This window comes from Bacteroides oleiciplenus YIT 12058 (assembly GCF_000315485.1).
GTDB classification, from domain to species: Bacteria; Bacteroidota; Bacteroidia; order Bacteroidales; family Bacteroidaceae; genus Bacteroides; species Bacteroides oleiciplenus.
This window is the reverse complement of sequence record NZ_JH992943.1, coordinates 569,459-584,018: the sequence shown is the minus strand read 5'-3', so window position 1 is coordinate 584,018 and position 14,560 is coordinate 569,459. Positions and strand designations below refer to the sequence as shown.

General features: G+C 37.5%; 16 protein-coding genes. 2 read left to right on the top strand and 14 right to left on the bottom strand.

Features of this window, described 5'->3' with window-relative positions; all coding sequences use genetic code 11:
- Positions 1–5: 5 nt before the first annotated feature.
- The 14 genes from HMPREF9447_RS18695 to HMPREF9447_RS18630 form a co-directional block, all read right to left on the bottom strand.
- Positions 6–416 carry a hypothetical protein gene (locus tag HMPREF9447_RS18695; RefSeq protein WP_009131340.1) on the bottom strand — a complete coding sequence of 137 codons (411 nt, stop codon included), beginning with the start codon at positions 414–416 and terminating at the stop codon, positions 6–8.
- Positions 413–607 carry a hypothetical protein gene (locus HMPREF9447_RS18690; protein WP_244267646.1) on the bottom strand — a complete coding sequence of 65 codons (195 nt, stop codon included), beginning with the start codon at positions 605–607 and terminating at the stop codon, positions 413–415. The genes HMPREF9447_RS18695 and HMPREF9447_RS18690 overlap by 4 nt, the downstream gene beginning before the upstream one ends.
- Before the next feature lie 56 nt (positions 608–663).
- On the bottom strand, positions 664–915 hold the full coding sequence (locus HMPREF9447_RS18685) for a hypothetical protein (protein WP_009131338.1): 252 nt from the start codon (positions 913–915) through the stop codon (positions 664–666).
- A 332-nt stretch (positions 916–1,247) separates the two neighbouring features.
- Entirely contained in the window at positions 1,248–1,835 is a 588-nt protein-coding gene (locus HMPREF9447_RS18680; protein ID WP_009131337.1) for a site-specific integrase, read from the bottom strand.
- A 171-nt stretch (positions 1,836–2,006) separates the two neighbouring features.
- A complete protein-coding gene (locus tag HMPREF9447_RS18675; protein ID WP_009131336.1) occupies positions 2,007–3,017 on the bottom strand; it encodes a DUF3871 family protein in 1,011 nt (336 codons plus the stop codon).
- Positions 3,018–3,020: 3 nt separating this feature from the next.
- Positions 3,021–3,257 (bottom strand): hypothetical protein, encoded by a 237-nt coding sequence (locus HMPREF9447_RS18670; RefSeq protein WP_009131335.1) that lies wholly within the window; start codon positions 3,255–3,257, stop codon positions 3,021–3,023.
- A gap of 498 nt (positions 3,258–3,755) precedes the next feature.
- Positions 3,756–4,385, bottom strand: coding sequence for a hypothetical protein (locus HMPREF9447_RS18665; RefSeq protein WP_044138457.1), 630 nt, complete (start codon positions 4,383–4,385; stop codon positions 3,756–3,758).
- Positions 4,339–4,530: a hypothetical protein gene (locus HMPREF9447_RS27865; RefSeq protein ID WP_009131333.1), complete on the bottom strand. Its 192-nt coding sequence runs from the start codon at positions 4,528–4,530 to the stop codon at positions 4,339–4,341. The genes HMPREF9447_RS18665 and HMPREF9447_RS27865 overlap by 47 nt, the downstream gene beginning before the upstream one ends.
- A gap of 420 nt (positions 4,531–4,950) precedes the next feature.
- Positions 4,951–6,126, bottom strand: coding sequence for a hypothetical protein (locus HMPREF9447_RS18655; protein ID WP_009131331.1), 1,176 nt, complete (start codon positions 6,124–6,126; stop codon positions 4,951–4,953).
- A 249-nt stretch (positions 6,127–6,375) separates the two neighbouring features.
- On the bottom strand, positions 6,376–7,218 hold the full coding sequence (locus tag HMPREF9447_RS18650; RefSeq protein WP_009131330.1) for a hypothetical protein: 843 nt from the start codon (positions 7,216–7,218) through the stop codon (positions 6,376–6,378).
- 90 nt (positions 7,219–7,308) lie between these two features.
- On the bottom strand, positions 7,309–8,526 hold the full coding sequence (locus tag HMPREF9447_RS18645; RefSeq protein ID WP_009131329.1) for a site-specific integrase: 1,218 nt from the start codon (positions 8,524–8,526) through the stop codon (positions 7,309–7,311).
- Between the two features lie 359 nt (positions 8,527–8,885).
- The gene (locus HMPREF9447_RS18640) at positions 8,886–9,896 is read right to left on the bottom strand and encodes a GGGtGRT protein (RefSeq protein WP_009131328.1); all 1,011 of its coding nucleotides are present in this window, start codon (positions 9,894–9,896) and stop codon (positions 8,886–8,888) included.
- A 22-nt stretch (positions 9,897–9,918) separates the two neighbouring features.
- Positions 9,919–10,620 carry an iron-sulfur cluster assembly scaffold protein gene (locus HMPREF9447_RS18635; protein WP_009131327.1) on the bottom strand — a complete coding sequence of 234 codons (702 nt, stop codon included), beginning with the start codon at positions 10,618–10,620 and terminating at the stop codon, positions 9,919–9,921.
- 172 nt (positions 10,621–10,792) lie between these two features.
- Positions 10,793–12,559, bottom strand: a complete 1,767-nt coding sequence (locus HMPREF9447_RS18630) for a pectate lyase family protein (protein WP_009131326.1) — start codon at positions 12,557–12,559, stop codon at positions 10,793–10,795.
- Positions 12,560–12,729: 170 nt separating this feature from the next.
- On the opposite strand from HMPREF9447_RS18630, the gene HMPREF9447_RS18625 reads away from it, so the two are divergent.
- Both HMPREF9447_RS18625 and HMPREF9447_RS18620 read left to right on the top strand, forming a co-directional pair.
- Complete coding sequence (locus HMPREF9447_RS18625; RefSeq protein WP_044138455.1) at positions 12,730–13,281, top strand: RNA polymerase sigma-70 factor; 552 nt, start codon at positions 12,730–12,732, stop codon at positions 13,279–13,281.
- A 104-nt stretch (positions 13,282–13,385) separates the two neighbouring features.
- Entirely contained in the window at positions 13,386–14,558 is a 1,173-nt protein-coding gene (locus tag HMPREF9447_RS18620) for a FecR family protein (protein ID WP_009131324.1), read from the top strand.
- Positions 14,559–14,560 lie beyond the last annotated feature (2 nt).

The following is a 14,560-nucleotide window of genomic DNA, read 5'->3' as shown; positions in this document are numbered from 1 at the left end:
TTCTATTATTCTAAAGAAAATCCTCCTATTTGTGTGTAATTTTTTAAGCAGTATTGCATTCCTTTTGCTGAAGTTTTCCCTGTAATAATTAGTGTATCAAAGCCAAGTGACATTAATTGTCTTATGAAAGCCTTATTGGATAATATGTATTGAGATATTTCTCTTACTTCAGAATCTTTTAATCCATTGTCATTTTCTATCGAAATCTTAAATCCACTTCTAAAAAATATGGCACTCATTTCATGGGAATATTCTGTATTACCTGCTGTAATAGATACTTTGCATAATCTATTTATTTCTCCAGAGTAAAAGTATTCTTTAAAACTTTGATTCATAGCAGATATAATTTTCATACGTTCAAATGAACCATCCAACAATGAGTTCAATAGGTTGTTAATAAAATCGATTATCTTCATGGCTTTAAAAGTTTTTTATATACTTCTTGTTCTATGTTTTTTAATTCTCTGTAATTATATCTATTTGCATTTATTCTTTCAGATAAGACCTTAGCCAATTCTTCTTGGGTTGGATTTCTATCTGGGTGCGTAATGGATATTAGCTTTTTGTATAATATCTTCGATTTAGCTATACTGTCTACTATGTTCATTTCTTCGTGATTACTGGTTGAGCTATTAAATAGTTCTATCAACCTATTCCAGATATTCATTTGTACTTGACAATTGTTTTGAGTACAGCTGTACTTATTATATATCTAAGTTCATCTTCTGTTATACCTATATTGTGAGCAAGACCTTTGTATTCTTGTTTAGCCATTTCTCCACACTGTTTGATTGTATTAGATATGGTTTCATACGTATCAGAAGTTGGTATAGAGGAACTACTGATAATTTGTTGGGCAATAGAATCTAATTGGTTTTCTAGAGACAGCTTAAAACTCTTAGCTATTTCATTCATTATCTTAAAATATAATGCTTACCTGTTCCCTTTGGTAAACTATTACATATAAAAAGGTGTGGGAACTATTAGCATATCTGTCCCTAGGTGTCGCCAAACACCCCAATCACAAATACACAACAGTTGCCCACACCAAACGATATATAAGCTATCAGTAAGATAGATATATAACATTAGTATGGGCGTTGTGCATATCCCTGTGATTGTTTAAATTTTGGCGAAATTTAGGAACAAGGATAATGCAAAACGCCTTTCGTTAATAAAAAGTCCTCCTATTGCTAGGATTGGCACAAATATACGAAAAGCGTTTGTATTAGCAAATTAGAAGTGTACTAAAAAGTTAAGCAATCATAAGTGTGTAGTAGTTCTTCCTGTCTTAGTCCTAAGTAACGTTTTGTAATGGCTACGTTGGAATGATTGAACAACTCCATTAGTTTAACTAAAGCAAGCTCAGCGTTATCTGCATTCTGGTTGTAAACCTGTCTACCAAATGTCTTCCTAAGACTATGGCAACTAAAGTTATTAATTGATAACTTGTACTTCGCTTTAATCTCCTTAAGAATAATGTTAATCCTTTGGATAGTGTACACTGTTCCCTTCTGACTGACTAAAACAGGTGCATTAATTCCAATGGGATTAATTTGCTTGTAGCAATCTGCAATGTGCCTCTTTAGTTGGGAATTAATTCTAATGGTACGTTGTTTCCCTGTCTTGTGTTCAATGATAGAAAACTCATCCACATTTAGAATATCATTCCACCTTAAAGAAAGAATGTCACTAATACGCAATCCCCAAAAGCACCCTACACTAATAAGTAAGCTCATTTTATAGTTGGCATCTTTATAGAGTAGGCGTATCAGTTTCATTGCTTCATTCCATTGCAGATAATCACTTGTAGTTTGGCTGTACTTTAAACTCATAATGTTCAGTTTTATTAGTAGGTGAATGAAAGTGAACATTCCATGTAATACCCAAATGTTAGATATAACCTAACTAATTGAATGATAGTAGAATGTTCACTTTGTAGAGAAGTGAATGTTTTTGTTGTGACAAATTGAGAATATCCCAATATTGAATATTCCCAAATGCCACTAATCTAAAAACCACTTGTATTTCTCATCACCATGCAAAGCTGAATTAATACCAACTGCCATTTCTGTAGCATTTAGCGACCTGTCTAAGAAACTATCAATATAGGAACTCTTATTTGCACCTGTCAGCAAATTATAGAATTTCCACATATTAATATCACTACCTAAACTACCAAAGTTTTCATCTTGTATGTATGCTTTAGACACACTATTAATTTGTGTATCAGTAAGCAACATTCTTGGAATCTCCTTTTGATAGCCTTGTGGCAATGACTGGTAAAGTCTCATTCTTCCTAATAGTTGGCAAAACTGGTGTTCAGTAAGATAAGAATCAGTAAGCGTTTGCATCAAATGTATGTGTTTGGCTGGATTGTAGTTGTTGAACATTTCCAATACAATACGATATAATTCATTTGTATTAGAAACTTCCAAACAGCTATTCAGCCCATCAGTAAACACACATAAGTTACAACATACTTGATTCTTAAACCCTATAAAGACTTTGAATTTCTCTATTCCCTTTTTGGAATATAGATTCATGTGATTATAGGCACGAACGCCACCAATAGATAAGGTAAGTTTGTTCCCTTCAATCGTTTCATAGATAGTTGGCACTTCAAAACAGAACATCATTCTCTCATAGTATTGTGTCTTGTCAGATTCTAAAAGCTGGTTCACAGGTTTGTGAATAGCTTCTGGAATACGACCTTTAACAATGTGTGATATTCTAATGTCTGGTTTGTCAATTCGTTCACCACTAAAGAATGAGTTTGCAGCATCCCAAACAGTTTCAATAAAGTTAGGGTGTGAGATTGTAAGTTCATTATCCTTAGAAAAGACTGGCACAATACAATCTGTCTTTAAATGCTGTAAATCAACCTCCTTTGTGTTAGCTTCAATGAAGTGTGGATTATCCTTTTTAGGTTGTTCCACTACTTCCATGTAATCAACTGTTTCAGCGATTTCTTGTAAATCACTTCTCCTTGTGGGTAGTAAATCTAATGCTTCCATAATCTATTTTTTGATGTTCTTGTTCTTTTCTAATTCCTTTGCTATTCTTGCATCCTGTCTGGCTTGTATAACATCTCTGTAATACTTTGCATTGCTCTTGTTTTCAGCTTCTTGCTTTTTAACACTGCCACGCATGAATAGAAAGAAAACAAATGCAATAGCGATGACTGGATTAACGATTAACCCAACTACCACCAACACAATAAGAACTACCACTAATAGATAATCTCCTGCTTCCATAAGCCCAATTTTAATAATGAATACTTTGTGAATTTTGAGTAAAGGAGAACCTTATAAATGAAAGTTCACTAATCAAATAGGAATGTGTGTGCCATTAGATAAGCCTTAAGGTTTGATTTGCCATAAGGATTAAAAAAGGTACTACTTCCCCAATTTGGTAGAGTGAACTTTCACGCAAGATTCTACTTTATTTCAAGACTTGGTGGGAGGCATAATTGGTTACACTACTTGGTTGCTTATTACTGTCATTATTTTTAGTATTCTGTAATCTCTTACAGGGACAACCTTACAGGAAAAGGCTCTCAATTTAAAATGATAGGGGGTGCTTATTTGGAGGGGTAGTATATATGTGCGCTCAACGCTCTATTATTAAATTCCTATGTATAAGGTTGTTCTTTCTTGATATGAAAATTCTATGTTTATCTTAGGTCTGAATTTTATAAGGGGAGGGGAAAATCTGTGTATTAGTATATCTTACTAACCACTAATTTTTCCCCACTACTTACCTTTATCCTTGTTTAGAGTAACATTAGGTGGATTTTTCCCTATAAGGTATTTGGAAGCTAATATCATTTGACTTTTAAAATCATTTTCCAGTAATATATTGTCAGTGTGGAGAACTAAACAGCCATTATTCATAAACACAAATTCACTTAGTAAATTACGTAAGTATTTATCAAAGGTGCTTTTGTCAATACTTAATTCCTTAATGATATTAGGTTTAGTCATTTCAATATTGGCGAATTGAGATAATAACATTAACTGAATGAAGAACCCCTTAGTCGCACTATCCAAGTCAATGGCAATGAATCTTCTGGATAAAGTAATATGTTGAGGTTCTTTAGGTGGTATATGATACACATTATGTCTTGGCTTGACGCCATTTCCTAAATCTGTACGATAAGTACTTATTTCTAAATACTCTTTAAAGTCTTTAGTAAAGTTACTAAGGGTTTTGTCGCCTGTAATGCCTTTGAGTTCGTCTAAAGTAACTCTTGCATGGTAGTAATCATCTCTATATAACGATACACAAAAGAATCTATATATGTTGGCTGATTTGAACTGTTTAAGAATAGAGTAATTAATCGTTGCCCTGTTCTTGCACTTTGTTGGTATTAATCTTTCCATATTCATAAGTAGCTGATTGAATATCATGTGTAAATTGTAAATCTCTCTTTTCCTTTTCTAACTTGTAATAGTAAGTAGCACCAAAGTAAATCTTGGCTTCTTTCCTATTACTGAATGTCTTTCCTGTTGGTAAGTGAATTATCATACGATATTAATATGTGAGTTTCTGTAATGATACATAGACTGTGTAATGTCTTCCATTTCTATGTACTTTGCGTTTCATGTAGCCATTTGATTGGGCGTACATTCCAATCTGGAACTTATTATCTTTAACTCCTTGTTTTAGCGCTTTTGCTCTTATTTGCTCATAGGTAAATTCTTCCATTGCAATTAATTTGACTTTAGATAGGTTATTTGTCGTCAATCTTGGTAAGTTGGAAGTATCTGTATTTCATTTGCTTGAAGTAATACAAAGATACTGAACTTTTGGTAAGCGACCTAACAGCTAGGTCGCAACTTCTGAAAATCAATATTGTATCAGTCTAAAGCGTATTCGTTAGGAGCAACACTATAATAAAGGAGAAAAGATAAAGCCTATCTGTCACATAGGCTCTGGATTCTTAGATTAGGCAGTTTGTTCTTCTTTAATTACCTCATGATTTTTAAGATACTGTGTGAGTAAAGCAGTGTAGATTTCATTCACTTTGTCTAAAGAAACTTGTTCTACGTATGCTACTGTTTCCTTGTTCAAGGTCTCTATTGTTTTGATAGTTTCTTTAATGCCAATTTTATCCTCTGCACCTTGTGGCTGTAGGTTTGCTAATCTGGTAATTGCATCAATCATATAGCGTTCTTTGATTGTGCTTACTTTGGAGGTTACTTTCTGCAATGTTTCAATAAGTTCATCACCAATTGTTAAGTCATAACTGAAATCCCCACTAACTATTCCAAGCATTGCATCATTCCAGACTTTCAGATTCAGCGTTTTACCTAAGTTATAGTATTTGGTTACTACGCTGATATTAGCCTTTAACTCCTTAGCTACCTCAAATATCTTCTTGTAAAATTCATTTTGGGTGGCTAATGCTGCGTTTCCTGCTTTCTCCAAACCATTAAATCCTCTGCTTAGTACGTTGTTTACACCTCTGTATTGTGCAAATTCTTGCAAGGAACTGAATGTCTTGATTCTCACATTCTCAATGATTAATGCAGATTCGTTCTTTACGATGGAATTGATATTAGCTTCATGGTATGTTTTCCATTTCCAATATCCATTGGCTGTATCAACTGATACAAAAACATTGGGAGTATTCTTAGGAACGATATTTCCATTGAGGTCTTTCAATGTAATTTCTGCATCATAGAACAATTTGGCATCAGTTACAAATAAAGGCATCTTTTCAAGTCTGCTGTCTTTTATCAAGTCTTTGCCCAATTCAACATTCACCTTACTTACAGTCATGCTGTAATCAGAAGTGGCAATAATGATTTCAGCTTTTTTCTTACTGATAATCTCTTGTTCCTCTGTAGAAGTCTGTACATTCCACAATTCTACTGTGGTTGTTGGTAACTCTCTTGCTTGCAATGCCTCTACATAGCTTCTTTCTGCCTTAGTAACATTCGTTTCTGCTGATTTAACGATATTCTTTTCAGCATTTGCATTATCTGCAAGGAACTGTTTCTTTTCAGCTAATGCGATGCGTGCGTTTTCAATTACTTGTTCTTTTGTCATAACTACTTCATTTTTAGAGTTAATTACTTCGTTTACGTTCTCTACTGTTGCGATTCCTTTAGTTTCCATTGTCTCTAATTTTAATGGGTTATTAATTTGATTACGCTGCAAAACTACTGGCATTTGAACTAATTAATAGGGAGGAATTTGCAGGGCTTGTCTTACTCCCCTTTAATCTTTAGTTCTGCTGTCATCGTTTTGACACTGCAAATATGAGGGGATTTAGTGGGCTTAAAAGGGATGAAAAAAGCCCTATCCTTATACTCCCTTTTTAATTAGGAATACAAGAATAGGGCTGATATACAGTTAGATGATTGTTTAGAAGTAGTAACTATTTATTGTGGATAGCTTTTTATCTCCATATTCTTTAATAGCTTTCTTAAGATTATCATCATCATTCAAATAGTTCTTATTAGTGGTTAGCTTGGTAAAGTATGCAAGTCTGGATATGAGTAGATTTTTACTTAGTGAAATTGTATTTCCTTTCTTCTGCCTCTTATTGAATTGCTTGTTAATCTCAAAGAAGTACAGGAACATCTTTGCAAATAAGCATATACGCATAGTATCAGCAGCAGTTAATGTATCATTATCACTGTATCTTAATGATAGAATACTATTATCTTCAATCTCACTGCAACCTTTAGCACATAATAGTCCTATATAGGCTATTGTATTAGGGTTATCAATGGTAAGTGTCTGCTTACCTTTGGCATTTATGGTAATGGTAATAGGAGTGCTGAATGTTGCACCAGATACTTTATTATAATCAGAGCAGTTGTCAGCTATTAGTTTGACTAACTTTTCCAGTTGCTCTTTGGGGGATTCCTTTACTTCTATTGCATCCCAACAATAACCAGCAGTATAATCCATTACATAGAGTAGCAGATACCAGAACTTATCTATATCTACACCCAATTCCTTTAATGTGTCTTGTATTTCTTTGTTGTGTAGGTAGTCTTCATGCTTGAATTTAATATCAATAAACTTTCTGTTGTATCTCACTTTAAATCGCTCAATTGCCAATGTACCACATGGATACATATTACCATCTGAATCAAATCCCATATCTGGATTAAATTCTAAAGCAACTTGTTCTACATAATCAAGTAATTGGTATTCAAATTCTATATAGGTATCTTCTGTAAACTTATCTACTGGCATACATTTGCGTTTTATATTTGGCTGTTCAAATGTATAAAAAAAATCCCACCTACATTGCTGCAAGTGGGATTATTTAGAATTTAACTAACCTTAATCGTTACCTTCTTCTGTAAATGTGTCCATTAACTTGTCCATTTGCTCACCTATACACCTGTCAATTAACTTGGCATAATGGGTTGTCATTCTGGTATTTGTATGCCCTAACATCTTAGATACAACTTCCAATGATATGTTATTGGCAAGCGTGACTGTACTGGCAAATGTATGCCTCGAAGTGTGAAATGTAATTCTCTTCTTTATATTGCATAGTATTGCTATGTCTTTCAAGTACTTATTAATGTCAGCAGGGTCTTGAATAGGCAATAATCTTTCACCTCCTTTGTACTTATCCAGTATCAGTTTGGCAATAGGGAGTAGGGGGATTCTTGATAATACACCTGTCTTTACTCTACGCTTCTTAATCCAGATTCTACCTGTACCATCTTTCTCAAAGTGTTCTGCTGTTAGGGTTTTGATGTCAATGTAACTAAGACCTGTGAAGCATCCAAACAGGAACATATCCTTTGCTCTCTCAAAACGTGGAATAGGAGTATCAAAGTTGATAATCTTTCTTAGTTCTTCCTCGTCTAAGAAATCAATCTCTACAGGTTCGCGCTCTACCTTGTAAGCATTTACAGGATTATGGGAAATGTAGGAGTTGGAAACAGCTAAGTTCAATAACTTTTTTAGGAACTTTAAATGCTTGGTACTGGAATTTTGCCCCATCTTCTTCTCACCTAATAGGAATGAGTGAAAGCCTTGAATGAAACTAAGGTTCAATTCTCTTAGGTATAAATCCTCTCTACCATATTTCTGTAGAATGAACTCTTTTAGTAATCTGGCTGTGTACTCAAATACCCAATAGGTAGCAGGTGCAACAGTTTTACCTACCATTGCTTTACGCTCTGCGTTGTGTTCTTCTAATACGTTTAATAAGGATTTCTCTTGCAGACATTCTACTTTGTCAAAATAGGCATCGTATAAGAGTTGGGCTGTAATCACAAAACCTTTATCCAGTAACTCTGCTTCTTTCTCATACATTTTTGCTCTGACTGATTTAAGGTAGTTGTTGAGGCTTGTAGTTTCCTCATCTTTCCCCTTTACTAATTGCCTGTTCTTATCCCAAGCAATAGCTTTTACTTTCTTACCAGTAGAGAAAAAACATCTTTCTCCATTAATAGTAATGCTGACTTCAATAGGAGCATTACCATCTTTTCTAACTTTGCTCTCTCTTATGAAAAAGAGAATAGCGAATGAACTTCTTTCCATTGTTTAATCAATTAAAATTAGACATTTGGAAGTTCTTTAAATATGATATATCTATCTGTAGTATAGTCTGTTATCCTGTGTTTTGTGACCACTTGTAAGAAAATAGAAAAGTGGTCACAAATAAGTCACAAAATAATTGCCATTTTAGCCCAAATTTACCCTAAACCAACTCTTAATCGTGCAACCCATTTACGACCTAAAGAGCCAATTTTATGCAGTAATTTCAGCCAATCATTTATAGTGTTCTTGATTGATTTTGATAGGTAGGAGAAAGGTAAATCAGCAGTTCAACCCACGAACTTACTGAAAATAGAAAATCCCCATAACTTTGTCAGTTACAGGGATCTACTATGTAGTAATTACTTGCTCAAAGCCTGAGATACGTCTACAGCACAAGCCACTGTACAACCTACCATAGGATTGTTACCGATACCCAGGAATCCCATCATTTCTACGTGAGCAGGAACTGATGAAGAACCAGCGAACTGAGCGTCTGAGTGCATACGGCCCATTGTATCTGTCATGCCGTAAGAAGCCGGACCAGCCGCCATGTTATCCGGGTGGAGAGTACGGCCTGTACCACCACCGGAAGCAACTGAAAAATAAGGCTTACCAGCAAGAACACGTTCTTTCTTGTAAGTACCGGCTACCGGGTGTTGGAAACGAGTCGGATTAGTAGAGTTACCTGTAATAGATACATCTACACCTTCTTTCCACATAATAGCTACACCTTCGCGAACATCATCAGCACCGTAGCATTTTACTTTTGCACGGGCACCATCACTGTAAGCGATTTCTTGAACTACTTTCAGTTCGCCTGTGTAGTAGTCGAATTGAGTCTGAACATAAGTAAAACCATTGATACGAGAGATGATCTGTGCAGCATCCTTACCCAAACCGTTCAGGATACAACGCAAAGGCTCTTTACGTACTTTGTCAGCTTTAGCAGCAATTTTGATAGCACCTTCAGCAGCAGCGAATGATTCGTGACCTGCCAGGAAAGCGAAACACTTAGTTTCCTCGCGCAGCAACATGGCTGCCAGGTTACCATGACCGATACCAACCTTACGGTCGTCGGCTACAGAACCCGGGATACAGAATGCTTGCAGACCGATACCGATAGCTTCAGCAGCTTCAGCAGCGTTTGTGCAGCCTTTCTTGATAGCGATTGCAGTACCTACAACATAAGCCCACTTTGCATTTTCGAAGCAGATAGGCTGAGTTTCTTCACACGTCTTATAAGGATCGAGTCCGGCAGCTTCGCAGATAGCGTTTGCTTCTTCGATGTCTTTGATGCCGTTAGCGTTCAAAGCTTCAATGATTCCTTTGATACGACGGTCTTGACTTTCAAATTTTACTTCTCTAATCATAGTTCTTTTTCCTCCTTATAAATTATTCGTGACGTGGATCAATATGTTTAACTGCACCCTGTTCAGCTGTTACGCGTCCGTAAGTACCGGTTACTTTCTTCAATGCTTCGTTAGCATCAGTACCCTTCTTGATCTCGTCCATGAATTTACCCATGTGAACGAATTCGTATCCGCAGATTTGGTCATCCTTATCCAGGAAGATGTTCTTGATGTAACCTTCAGCCATTTCGAGGTAACGAGGACCTTTAGCCAATGTACCGTACAGAGTACCTACCTGGCTACGCAGACCTTTACCCAAGTCTTCCAGTCCGGCACCGATAATCAGACCGCCTTCAGAGAAAGCTGACTGAGTACGTCCGTAAACGATTTGCAGGAAGAGCTCGCGCATTGCGGTGTTGATAGCATCGCAAACGAGGTCAGTGTTCAAGGCTTCGAGGATGGTCTTACCCGGAAGGATTTCAGATGCCATAGCAGCTGAGTGAGTCATACCGGAACAACCGATTGTTTCAATCAGGGCTTCCTGAATGACACCTTCTTTCACGTTGAGGGTTAATTTACATGCACCTTGCTGGGGAGCACACCAGCCAATGCCGTGTGTCAAACCAGAGATGTCAACAATTTCTTTAGCTTTTACCCATTTACCTTCTTCGGGAATAGGAGCCGGTCCGTGGTTAGGACCTTTCTTCACAACACACATGTGTTCCACTTCGTGTGAATAAGTCATAATTAGCTCTTTTTAAGTTATATAAAATAAAAAACGTAATCCACTTTTTAAATCGCTCGCAAAGTTACTCCTTTTCTTTATTTATGCAAATCGAGTTATCTGACTTTTTTTATAAAAATTAATAATAAGAGGCAGTGTTTCTGTGTATTGTAATCTCCACATTACAATAAAATTAACGGGGGCTCTTGAAGCTATACTTCTTTCCTCCGGATTGCACACTGATAATAGCAGGTTGATTGAGGAAGTATTCCGCCTGTTCGTCAAGGCTTTCATGGGAGGCTATGGAGCGACCCGATAAATCATATATATCAATACGAGCTCCTGCAGACAACCCTTTGAGGACAATTCGCTTGTTGCGTCGAAAGCATTTCACTGCATCTGTGGTTTCTATGGAAGGAGAGGATACTCCGGTAGGTGTACCATATAAACCGAAATCATGGATACTTGGAGAAGCGTTGCTATTCTCACAACAGGCTTTCATCAGATTATCAACGAGGCTGTTGATATAAAGTTCCAGATAAGAATAGCCGGTAGTAGGTTCTATATCCTGATAGGTTTTGCCAACAGGAAGGTATTGGGTAGCCCAAGTATCAGGGATGCCGTCATTGTCAAAGTCGGCAGGCTTTTCTTCACTGTTGTACAGAGGCCATCCTTCTACATCTTCTTGCGAATCAATCAATCCGTTACTGCTCCCGTTACTACCTTCATAGGTATAACCGCCATTCTTCACTTCGGAAATTATGCGTTCGTCTACAGCATCCCGTTTCAGGCTGGCACCTACATGAGCAAGTACATTTTCGTAAGCATGTGCAGCTGTATGTGTGCCGACGGCAGCTACTTCAAATTCAACATTGCTTTTGATACCGTCAATACTTCCTCCCGGCAGGTTGCCATTACCCAGATGCGGGTGAATACCTTCCCAATTGTCCACATTGGTTTGTGCTACCAGCTTTTTCATATCATTGCTTAATTTAGAACAGGTATCGTCAAAATAGTTCCCGCTGATATAAAAGCTTCCCCAAATACCCGCCGGATTGCTTTGGCTACCATCATCCGCATTCGGCTGGAAGATACGGTTAACGATATTTTTCTTAGTGGCAGTGGAGGGACCTGGTTTATAGTAGTTATTTACGAAATTATAGCGTCCGCCTTCTCCGGCGTATCCACCGTTGGTAGGCCCCCAGTTATAGAACACATTGTTGCGCAGGTCGGTGAGTTCTTCTTCCCATCTTCCAATGGAGCGACTACCATCCAGACGGGGAGTACGGCTGCTGTGGTGAGCCAGCAAATTATGGTGAAAACTGGCGCCCTCACCGCCCCAGATGGCTCCGTATCCATGATTTCCTTTGACGTGTACTGATTTGGTAAGGCTCTCACTCAGGATGCACCACTGCATGGTGAAGTACTTATTACTATAAAAAGAAGCGCACTCATCTGTACTCCAACTCATGCTGCAATGATCTATAATGATATTCGAGGTGTAGCGACCCCACATGGCGTCATCTTCTGCCTTTTTCTCGTCTCCCATCCGGCAACGGATGAAGCGGATGATAATATTAGTGGCGCATTGGTCTTTCTTTTCTTCTTCTTTATATCCGGAAATATGCAAAGTGTAATTCTTAAGGCAGATGCCATCTCCCGGAGCTGTTTGTCCGGCAATGGTGAGGTCACCGTTTTTTATGACTAATCTGCTTTGTAGTTCAATGAGACCTGATACATCGAAAACAATAGTTCGGGGACCTTTCATATCAATACCAGCGCGCAGTGAGCCTTCACCGCTATCATTAAGGTTGGTGACGTGATATACAATTCCTCCGCGTCCGCCGGTTACGGTGTGGCGGGCGAACCCTTCAGCACCGGGAAAGGCAGGAGTCGTTTGAGCCTGTGCAAAGACTGCACATAAAAGGATAACGAATAGGAGTGCGTAGTTTTTTTTCATGGTTTTAAGATTAATATTCTGATGTGGCAAAGATATGCGTTTCCTGAACGGGCAATGTCGATAAATTCTTTTTCTATGTGTAAGATTTGGTATGTAGTAACTAGATTTTCCTACCAAACTTAGACAAAGAATCAATTTTTAATTATTTTTGCATACTAAAACGACAAATGGTGATAGCAGAAACTTCCTATATTCCCATTAGCATAAAGCTCAACGAGCAAGAATTCCATAATATTTTTGAAAGATATTATGTAGCTCTTTGTTTGTTTGCCAATCAGTATATGGAAAATGACGAGGCCTCGGCAGACATTGTACAGGATTCATTTGCTAATCTCTGGCAGATCAGGGATGATTTTTTCTATTTACATCAAGTGAAAGCTTTTCTTTATACTGCTGTACGCAATAAAGCGTTGAATGAACTGGAACATTCTAAAGTTGTATGGGAATATGCCCAGAAAGTGATTGAGAAGAAAAAGGACTCTTTTTTTCATGATGCAGTGGTGGAGGAAGAAACTTACAGAATTGTGGCGGATGCTATCGATATGCTTCCCGACCAGATGAGGGCTATCATGAAGTTGGCTATGGAAGGGAAAAAGAATAATGAGATAGCCGCACATTTAAATGTATCTGCCGAAACGGTGCATACCCTCAAAAGAATTGCTTATAAAAAGCTCCGGGAACATTTGAAAGACTATTACTATTTTCTCTTCTTTTTTATCTGAAACGACACTCATTTTATTTTTTTTCGAAAAAAAGTGATGGTTGATTAACCATAAATATCAGTTGACCTGTATTATTATAAAAGACAATAAAAAAAGGTCAATATATGATAAAGCAAGACTTCCACATAGCTAATATTATTGCGCGGTATCTATCCGGTGAGACAACTCCCGAAGAAAGTGCCCAATTGAAGAATTGGAGAAATGAAGATACTGCTCATGAAGCTCTGTTCCAGAAAATATGTAATGAAGAAAACTTCAGGCAACATATGGAGAAGGGCTCAGCATTTAACACCTCTACTCATTGGGAAGGCGTTCAAAAGCGGATTAAACGAAATAATAACAGGGAGAGGAGAATAAAAATACTAAGCTATGCCGCCGCTGTCCTGTTTCCTGTTTTTGTGTTAGGAATCTCACTGAAATATACTTCTCACGATTATTCTCAGAACCAGCCGGTGCTGACAGCCCAATTCATCTCACCGGGGGAATCCAAAGCCATTTTGACATTGGATAACGGAGAAACAATCCACCTGAATAAAAATGCTGTAGATGCATTGCAAGAATTGGAGGGGGCGCATATCAAGGTAGACTCAACCACCTTGAATTATCAGGTGGCACAGGCTGCTCTTCAAAAAGAGAAACCTGTATATAATAAGGTGGAAATTCCGCGTGGAGGAGAGTACGCTCTGGTATTGAGTGATGGAACCAAAGTTCACTTGAATTCAATGAGTAGCCTTCGATTTCCGGTTAGATTCGGCGATGGCAGGCGTGTAGTGGAATTGGAAGGAGAGGCTTATTTCGAGGTAAGCAAAACCGGACAACCTTTTATGGTAAACACAAAAGGCATACAGGTAGAAGTGCTGGGAACAGCATTCAATATTTCAGCTTACCCTGGCGAAGAATATCAGGCAACGTTGGTCAACGGGTCGGTGAAAGTCAATGCCGGACAAGGTGGGAGCCTTATATTGAAGCCTTCACAGCAAGCCACTCTGCCAGTGGGAAGCAATTCCATGCAGGTGCGCACGGTAGACACTTCATTCTACACCTCATGGGTGGAAGGTAAAATTCATTTTAAAGATCAACGTTTGGAAGACATTATGAAGACGCTTTCTCGATGGTATGATATGGAGGTGATCTACAAAACAGAAAAGATTAAGGATTTCCGTTTTGGTTGTCATCTCGACCGATACGAAGAAATAGCACCTTTCGTCAAGTTGTTGGAGGAGACGGAAAAGGTACATGCTAAAATTGACGGTAAAACAATTACTTTTTATAACTAACT

Excerpts from the sequence above, each read along its gene's own strand:
- HMPREF9447_RS18655 (WP_009131331.1), bottom strand. The coding sequence starts at position 6,126 with ATGGAAACTAAAGGAATCGCAACAGTAGAGAACGTAAACGAAGTAATT.
- HMPREF9447_RS18690 (WP_244267646.1), bottom strand. The coding sequence starts at position 607 with ATGAACATAGTAGACAGTATAGCTAAATCGAAGATATTATACAAAAAG.
- HMPREF9447_RS27865 (WP_009131333.1), bottom strand. The coding sequence starts at position 4,530 with ATGATAATTCACTTACCAACAGGAAAGACATTCAGTAATAGGAAAGAA.
- HMPREF9447_RS18680 (WP_009131337.1), bottom strand. The coding sequence starts at position 1,835 with ATGAGTTTAAAGTACAGCCAAACTACAAGTGATTATCTGCAATGGAAT.
- HMPREF9447_RS18675 (WP_009131336.1), bottom strand. The coding sequence starts at position 3,017 with ATGGAAGCATTAGATTTACTACCCACAAGGAGAAGTGATTTACAAGAA.
- HMPREF9447_RS18635 (WP_009131327.1), bottom strand. The coding sequence starts at position 10,620 with ATGACTTATTCACACGAAGTGGAACACATGTGTGTTGTGAAGAAAGGT.
- HMPREF9447_RS18640 (WP_009131328.1), bottom strand. The coding sequence starts at position 9,896 with ATGATTAGAGAAGTAAAATTTGAAAGTCAAGACCGTCGTATCAAAGGA.
- HMPREF9447_RS18695 (WP_009131340.1), bottom strand. The coding sequence starts at position 416 with ATGAAGATAATCGATTTTATTAACAACCTATTGAACTCATTGTTGGAT.
- HMPREF9447_RS18620 (WP_009131324.1), top strand. The coding sequence starts at position 13,386 with ATGATAAAGCAAGACTTCCACATAGCTAATATTATTGCGCGGTATCTA.
- HMPREF9447_RS18665 (WP_044138457.1), bottom strand. The coding sequence starts at position 4,385 with ATGGAAAGATTAATACCAACAAAGTGCAAGAACAGGGCAACGATTAAT.
- HMPREF9447_RS18650 (WP_009131330.1), bottom strand. The coding sequence starts at position 7,218 with ATGCCAGTAGATAAGTTTACAGAAGATACCTATATAGAATTTGAATAC.
- HMPREF9447_RS18670 (WP_009131335.1), bottom strand. The coding sequence starts at position 3,257 with ATGGAAGCAGGAGATTATCTATTAGTGGTAGTTCTTATTGTGTTGGTG.
- HMPREF9447_RS18645 (WP_009131329.1), bottom strand. The coding sequence starts at position 8,526 with ATGGAAAGAAGTTCATTCGCTATTCTCTTTTTCATAAGAGAGAGCAAA.
- HMPREF9447_RS18685 (WP_009131338.1), bottom strand. The coding sequence starts at position 915 with ATGAATGAAATAGCTAAGAGTTTTAAGCTGTCTCTAGAAAACCAATTA.
- HMPREF9447_RS18630 (WP_009131326.1), bottom strand. The coding sequence starts at position 12,559 with ATGAAAAAAAACTACGCACTCCTATTCGTTATCCTTTTATGTGCAGTC.